Origin of the sequence: [Scytonema hofmanni] UTEX 2349 (assembly GCF_000582685.1) — a bacterium.
GTDB classification, from domain to species: Bacteria; Cyanobacteriota; Cyanobacteriia; order Cyanobacteriales; family Nostocaceae; genus Hassallia; species Hassallia hofmanni.
Window position 1 is genome coordinate 1,636,825 of sequence record NZ_KK073768.1, and the last position, 6,545, is coordinate 1,643,369.

A 6,545-nucleotide genomic window follows, 5' to 3' on the forward strand; every position below is an offset into this window, starting at 1 on the left:
CCTGTAGAGACGCGACTGGTCGCGTCTCTACACTCGTCCGATCAGGCTTAACTCAACTGTATTGTTACATAACCGCAATGAGACTAAGTACAAATATTTACTTTTCTTCGCCTTTATTTAAATTGCGTGTTATTTTCTTATGCATTTACTTACGATAAAATACTGAAGATTTAAAAAGCCCTGAGTAATTGAAAGATTAGATAAAATTAGCGTTTCGGCATTTACGCAAAAAAATTTTTTGTTTATATTAGCATTTATCAACATCTAAAACAGTAAAAACCGAATTATAGCCGTGTCTACTTGTACTTCTTATACAGATATTAATGCTGTGGATGATTTCGTAGTTCTGAATCATCCTATACACGCATCAACAGTAAGCATTGTCAAACGATTAATTGACATTTTTGGAGCCATTATCGGGTTGATAGTTACAGTTGTGGTGGCAGTTCCAGTAGCGATCGCCAACAAAATTGACAACCCAGGTCCCATATTTTATTCTCAAATTCGCTGCGGTCTTAACGGAAAACCCTTCCGCATGTGGAAATTTCGCTCAATGATCGTTGGTGCCGATAAACTCAAGCATCTAGTAAAAAACGAGGCAAAAGGTCACATTTTTAAATCTATTCACGATCCTCGCATTACTCGTGTCGGTAAATTTTTGCGTCGCACCAGTTTAGACGAATTTCCTCAATTTTGGAACGTATTAATTGGAGACATGAGTTTAGTTGGTACTCGTCCACCCACTCCTGACGAAGTAAGCCAATACGAACCATATCACTGGCAAAGATTGCGAGTTAAACCAGGCATTACCGGCGAATGGCAAGCTAATGGTCGTTCCTCCATTAACGACTTTGAAACTATCGTCAACATGGATATTGACTATCAGCGTAAGTGGTCTATTCTCTACGATTTAACTCTTCTAGTCAAAACTGTTTGGGTAGTCTTTAAAAAAAGCGGTGCTTATTAATAAAACTTACCTAAAACTCTCTCAAGCTACAGCATATTTCACTCCTTAGGAGGTACATGCATAAAACCCAAAACCCGCTCTGAGACGTTCCGCCGGAACGTCTCTACGTCTATTCCATAAAAACGCAATCTGCTGCTCGTTTTCCATTAACAAAGCCTAAATTCTTCCTATCTTCCAATTCACGCATTAAATAACTTTCCATTATTCAACCTTTCACACCTGCATCAGTTTCCGTCGGTACAATATAACGTTGTAAAAACAAAAATAATATCAGCACCGGCGCAATTGAAATTACCGAACCAGCAGCTACCAACCGCCAATCTAAAGAAAATGTACCCGCTAATTTAGCGACTCCCAAAGGTAGAGTGTATAACTGTTCATCTTGGATAACAATTAGGGGCCAAATAAAGTCACTCCAAGAACCAATAAATACGAAAATAGCCAAAGTTACTAGAGCTGGGCGAATCGCTGGCAACATAATATGCCACCACAAGCCTAACTCTGAACAGCCATCCATTCTACCAGCTTCTTCCATCTCTTTAGGAACACTAATAAAAGCTTGCCGCAATAGAAAAATCCCAAATGCAGAAGCCAAGTTAGGAAAAATCATTCCCAAATAAGTGTTTCTTAAGCCCATTTGCACTGTCAAAATGTACAGGGGAATCATCACAATTTGGAAGGGAATCATAATCGTCGAGACGATCGCCACAAAAATCCAGTCTCGTCCGGGAAAGGACAATCGAGCTATCGGGTAAGCTGAAGCAGCGCAAAATAGTACATTTAAACCCACAGTCAGCACCGCCACTAATGTACTGTTGAATAAGTATTGCCCAAAAGGTAGAGATTGCCAAACAGAAACAAAGTTATTTAAAGTAGGTTGATTAGGCAATAATTGCAGCGGTGTCGCAAAGATATTTTCTGTTGGCGATTTCAACGCGGTACTCAAAAGCCACAGCAAAGGAAACAGCGTAATTAAAGCGATCGCTCCTAATAACACATACATCCATAACCAATTTTTACTTTTAATTTTTGTCATATTTGAAAAGCGAACAAGTATATCTAGTACCGCAAGGCGGAAGTCAAAAGTCAAAAGTCAAAAGTCAAAAGTCATATGGAGCAAGCTTTTTAGCGATTGAAAATGGTTGGTTTATTTACGCCGTGCTGTACTAGTTATGTAGCAATAGTGGTCAGCTCGGCTTACCAAAATTTCTCGTTCAGCAGCCCGTCAATCTCGCGGTTGAATTGCCATTCATCTGGAAATTCCCCTTGAGGATAATCTTCTCTGACGCTTGCTAATGCTTCATTCCAACATTTTGAGAAAATAGCCGCAACTTCATTTCGCAAAGTTGGCGATTGTTCAAGCAGATCAAGGAGTTGTTGTCGTTGCTCTCGAATTGTGATTTCCCAACCGCGATAGTCCTCTAGAGACTCCACATATATTCGTTTGAGCAGATGCGCGAGTAAGACTCTAAAGCGATTTTTTAGCTCTCGGCGATCGCGCCCTGCCAATCCTTCAATCTCCTCAATTAGACTGTCCATGTCAATTTCGTCAAATTGACCTGCTTTCAGTTTGGTTACAGTGTCGTCACACCATGCCACAATATCTTGTTTGTAAAGTTTGCGCTGATTAGTCATTCTAATCATTTTTCTTTTCTCAACTTTCTAGATGCGACCACTCAGTAATTAATCACTTTTCTTAAATAGGCACTGATATAGCGTTTCCTAGTCTGCTCAGGTACAAATTTATCTGCGTCCATCGGCGTTTATCTATCTTCATCTGCGGTTAATTCTTTCTTTACCTCATAAATCTGGGAATCGCCATACCATAATTTTGGTTCCTTGTCCTATTGTACTGGTGAGGCTAGCACGGAATTGAGAAAGTAATTCCTAACTCCTAACTTTTGTCAACCCCATTTCAGTACAAACATTTTGTAACGGCTGATCCCAAGGTTCAATTGGTAGGTGTGGTAGATAGGCAAAATCAAATACAATTCCGATAGTCGGCTTTGTAGCCCATTCAGGAGAACTCAGCAGGCGATCGTAATATCCACCCCCATAACCCAAGCGATATCCTTGACGATCGCAAGCTACGCAGGGAATAATCATCAAATCCACTTCCCCAGGCTTTATAGTTGGTGCGTCGGCATGAGGTTCGATAATACCATAAACGTTTTTTTGTAGGGAATCTTTGGTGTAGAGATGCCAGGAAAGCGAGTCACCAACGCACCGGGGAAATCCCCATCTTTTTGTAATTTGGGTATCTTGACCACCGTCAAAAGAAATATCTGCAAACAGTGGACTTAGATCAGGTTCTTGGCGGAAACTGAAATAAGCGAGGATTGTTTTTGCTTGGGTAAAAAGCGGTGAAGTAGTTATGTAAGTGCAGATGCGATCGCTATAAAGTTTCCATTCTGCTACCGACATTGATTGACGTGTTTTGAGAAGCGATCGGCGTAATTCTGCTTTTTGCATTTACAGAAATTTTCTTTTAATCTAATTGGCGTCCTGTGAGATCCACGAAAATATCTTCTAAATTAGAAGCACGCACCATCATGCCGATTTTATCTTGTTGTTGATCTAGATAAACATTAGCATCTTCAAGAGTCGGGAAAAACTGATATTCAGTGCGATCGCCAACTTGCTTCATCACCAAACCTTGACCATGATCCGAGCGCAACTGTTGTAGAGTTCCCAAAGAAATCAGCTTTCCCCCATCCATAATACCAATGCGTCCTGGCTTGTCACCACCAAAAGCATCGCACAAATATTCGACCTCATCCATATAATGGGTCGTTAGTAGCATCGTCATTCCTTGCTTATTCAAATCTCGAATAATTTCCCAAAGGCGCCGTCTTGTTTGCGGATCTAGTCCTACCGTCGGTTCATCTAAAAAAAGAATTTGCGGTTGATGCAACAAAGCTCTGGCTATCTGTAACCGTCGCTTCATCCCCCCAGACAAAGTTTTTACTAAACTATCGCGTCTATCTGCTAGCTCTACATAATCTAGCCATTGATTGATTACTCGCTGTCGCTGTGGATTGGCAATGTGATGTAGCCTTCCGTGCAACTCCATATTTTCCCATACTGTTAAATCTGCATCTACACTGGTTTGTTGCAAAACGACACCAATGCTTTGCTTTGCCAATATCGGTTGTTTTACCACGTCATATCCAGATACTTCAATCCGTCCTTGGGATGGTTTGGTTAAGGTGGTTAGCATCCGAATTGTCGTAGATTTACCTGCACCATTGGGACCGAGTAGACCAAATATCTCACCAGCTTCAATTGTGAATGAAAGGTCATTCACCACAGGCACCTTATTATATAGCTTGTAAACGTTTTCTAGGTAGACAGCAGCGGTCATGGATACTTTGCATTCTTTGAATTCATCCTTAAAGTAGCATTTTTGCCGCCAGTACACTTACTTCAATCAGGAGAATTCTTAAAGATGAAAGCGGCAATTTGACAATAGACAAAGAATGTAGAGACGTAGCAGTGCTACGTCTCTAAGGATTTTGGATAAGGCATGTTTAATTTCTACTTTCTATGTCTAATGGGGATTTGAACAGGGGGAGAAATATTTCTTGCCCTTTCCCCCGAATGCCTTGACTAAATCATCGCTGGGAATAACTGTGGTGTAGAAAACATAGTGAGGATTACTCACATAACGGCGATCGCCTTTTATGATTGCCATGAATTCGCTTTGTCCTTCACGTCTGCGTCCCACTAAACAACCCGCAGTGGCATTTTTATTAGGTTTATTTATGCCCACCTACTTAAAACACAATAGCTCAATTCATGCGATCGCAATTTAAAATAACTAATGAATCTCCTTGCGAGACTCATCGACGAGTATCAAAGACTGATGAATCTCCTTTCGAGACTCATCGACGAGTATCAAAGACTGATGAATCTCCTTCCAACACTCATCGATGAGTATCAAAGACTGGTGAATCTCCTTTCGAGACTCATCGACGAGTATCAAAGACTGATGAATCTCCTTCCAACACTCATCAATGAGTATCAAAAACTAATGAATCTCCTTCCGAGACTCATCGACGAGTGTCAAAGACTGATGAATCTCCTTCCGAAACTCATCGACGAGTATTTACAGCAGATTTCACTCCTTAGGAAGTACATATATAAAACCTAAAACTTTGATTAGACGTAGCAGTGCTACGTCTCTACGTGTGTTCGATTAAAGCGATTTCGTAGTGAGAGGTTCACCGCTCATAACAAAGATTAAGGACTGAAGTCCTTACTACATTGCGTCTTCATTCTTCCGTCTGCTTAATTATCCGTCGGAGCGCTGATTCTGATGGATATCTATTAACTTCCATCAATGCTTGCCGTTCAAGAATGCGATCGGCGTTGTTAAAATCAAAGATACGTACAGTTACTTCACCAATATCCGTTAAAGGCTCAATTACAGCTTCATTTAAGCGGAAATGTTCTCCCCAAAAGTCTCGACGGGGGTTAAAAAAGCGGACAAGTTCCCCAGTCTGCCAATTAATAGAGCCTAAATCGCTGCCTTTTTGGAGATTACAATAAATACAGGCATAGCTCAAATTATCTGCTGTAGTTGAACCACTGTGTTTTACACTGATAATGTGGTCAACTTGAAAGCTTACGCCGTTTGTATTTGGAATTAGGCAGTATTCGCACAAACAATCAGCGCGATCGGCAACTAAACGGCGAAGTTCTAAACTAACGTAAGGTCGGGACACTTCTTATAATTACTCGGCTGTAATGTACTTGTAAGCGCGTGCTTTTGCCAACCTCATTATATGCTCTAAGGTGAGGAACTGATCTAGCTCTTTTTTTTCCTCTGGTGTCAGTTCTCCGGTTTGGTGTGCGTAAACCAAATCTTCTAAACGCTCCTGGGCTGCATGTGATAATTTAAAATCTATAACACTTTGGGGTGTAGTTCCCCCAGCAATAAAGTCAATAATTTCGTCGTAGACTTTGGTTGTATTTACAGATGTGGTCATAATCCCTCTTTCATCGAATCAATATTTATGCTACTTTAAATGTCTTTGTTAATGTTTGCGGTTCTGGTAAAGGTGTACCGTCTTCTAACGATGACTCAACGAGCATTTCTAAAACTTCTTGAGCATTCTTAACAGCTTCCTCGTAAGTGTCTCCGTGGGTATGACAAAATTCTCCCCATTCAGGAAGGCTGACAACATAACAGTTATCTTCGTCAGACCATTGAATAATAATAGTATAATGAGAATTCATTCTTGTTCTTCCTCTTGAGCTTTTTTGATTTCTTCTAGGTTTTGAAGTGCATTATTAACGTCTTTTTCTTGGTAAGGTTTCGCATCATTCCCATCTTTACCAGATAAAGTTACTCTTCCCGGTAGCAGTTGATGAAACCAGTTAGTGTGGCTACCTTTACCAGGTTTATAAATAAACCCTGCTTCTAACAACAGAGTTTTGAGTTCTCTAATTTTCTTGGGCATATCCCCATATTCTTCAACTTTATCGGCTCTGGTGACTTATATCATGTCCGCTTGATTACTTCTTAAAACCCAAGAACCCCACCCCGCCAAAGCTACGCTTTAGCTCCCCTCCC

10 protein-coding genes and 1 pseudogene are annotated in these 6,545 nt (G+C 40.6%); 2 read left to right on the forward strand and 9 right to left on the reverse strand.

The window, feature by feature from the left end; genetic code table 11:
- Positions 1-292 precede the first annotated feature (292 nt).
- Positions 293-967 (forward strand): sugar transferase, encoded by a 675-nt coding sequence (locus tag TOL9009_RS0112425; RefSeq protein WP_398344490.1) that lies wholly within the window; start codon positions 293-295, stop codon positions 965-967.
- Positions 968-1,172: 205 nt separating this feature from the next.
- Here TOL9009_RS0112425 and TOL9009_RS0112435 read toward each other — a convergent pair whose 3' ends face one another.
- The 5 genes and pseudogenes from TOL9009_RS0112435 to TOL9009_RS43405 form a co-directional block, all read right to left on the reverse strand.
- A complete protein-coding gene (locus TOL9009_RS0112435) occupies positions 1,173-2,003 on the reverse strand; it encodes a carbohydrate ABC transporter permease (protein WP_029633098.1) in 831 nt (276 codons plus the stop codon).
- A gap of 161 nt (positions 2,004-2,164) precedes the next feature.
- Complete coding sequence (locus tag TOL9009_RS0112440) at positions 2,165-2,611, reverse strand: DUF29 domain-containing protein (protein WP_029633099.1); 447 nt, start codon at positions 2,609-2,611, stop codon at positions 2,165-2,167.
- Positions 2,612-2,854: 243 nt separating this feature from the next.
- Entirely contained in the window at positions 2,855-3,439 is a 585-nt protein-coding gene (locus tag TOL9009_RS0112445; RefSeq protein ID WP_029633100.1) for a 5-formyltetrahydrofolate cyclo-ligase, read from the reverse strand.
- Positions 3,440-3,455: 16 nt separating this feature from the next.
- The gene (locus TOL9009_RS0112450) at positions 3,456-4,331 is read right to left on the reverse strand and encodes an ABC transporter ATP-binding protein (protein WP_029633101.1); all 876 of its coding nucleotides are present in this window, start codon (positions 4,329-4,331) and stop codon (positions 3,456-3,458) included.
- 186 nt (positions 4,332-4,517) lie between these two features.
- Positions 4,518-4,718 (reverse strand): annotated as a pseudogene (locus TOL9009_RS43405) (hypothetical protein); the annotation flags it as partial.
- Here TOL9009_RS43405 and TOL9009_RS49285 point away from each other — a divergent pair.
- On the forward strand, positions 4,660-4,782 hold the full coding sequence (locus TOL9009_RS49285; RefSeq protein WP_260675992.1) for a hypothetical protein: 123 nt from the start codon (positions 4,660-4,662) through the stop codon (positions 4,780-4,782). The pseudogene TOL9009_RS43405 and the gene TOL9009_RS49285 overlap by 59 nt on opposite strands.
- Positions 4,783-5,241: 459 nt before the next feature.
- Here the strand turns inward: TOL9009_RS49285 and TOL9009_RS0112460 are convergent, their stop codons facing one another.
- Genes TOL9009_RS0112460 through TOL9009_RS0112475 form a run of 4 tightly spaced genes read right to left on the reverse strand, consistent with a single transcriptional unit; the run spans position 5,242 to position 6,432 of the window.
- Complete coding sequence (locus tag TOL9009_RS0112460) at positions 5,242-5,694, reverse strand: HNH endonuclease (protein ID WP_029633103.1); 453 nt, start codon at positions 5,692-5,694, stop codon at positions 5,242-5,244.
- A gap of 9 nt (positions 5,695-5,703) precedes the next feature.
- Positions 5,704-5,958 (reverse strand): hypothetical protein, encoded by a 255-nt coding sequence (locus TOL9009_RS0112465; protein ID WP_029633104.1) that lies wholly within the window; start codon positions 5,956-5,958, stop codon positions 5,704-5,706.
- 25 nt (positions 5,959-5,983) lie between these two features.
- Positions 5,984-6,208, reverse strand: coding sequence for a type II toxin-antitoxin system HicB family antitoxin (locus TOL9009_RS0112470; protein ID WP_029633105.1), 225 nt, complete (start codon positions 6,206-6,208; stop codon positions 5,984-5,986).
- The gene (locus TOL9009_RS0112475) at positions 6,205-6,432 is read right to left on the reverse strand and encodes a type II toxin-antitoxin system HicA family toxin (RefSeq protein ID WP_029633106.1); all 228 of its coding nucleotides are present in this window, start codon (positions 6,430-6,432) and stop codon (positions 6,205-6,207) included. Before TOL9009_RS0112475 ends, TOL9009_RS0112470 begins: the two co-directional genes overlap by 4 nt.
- Between the last annotated feature and the right edge of the window lie 113 nt (positions 6,433-6,545).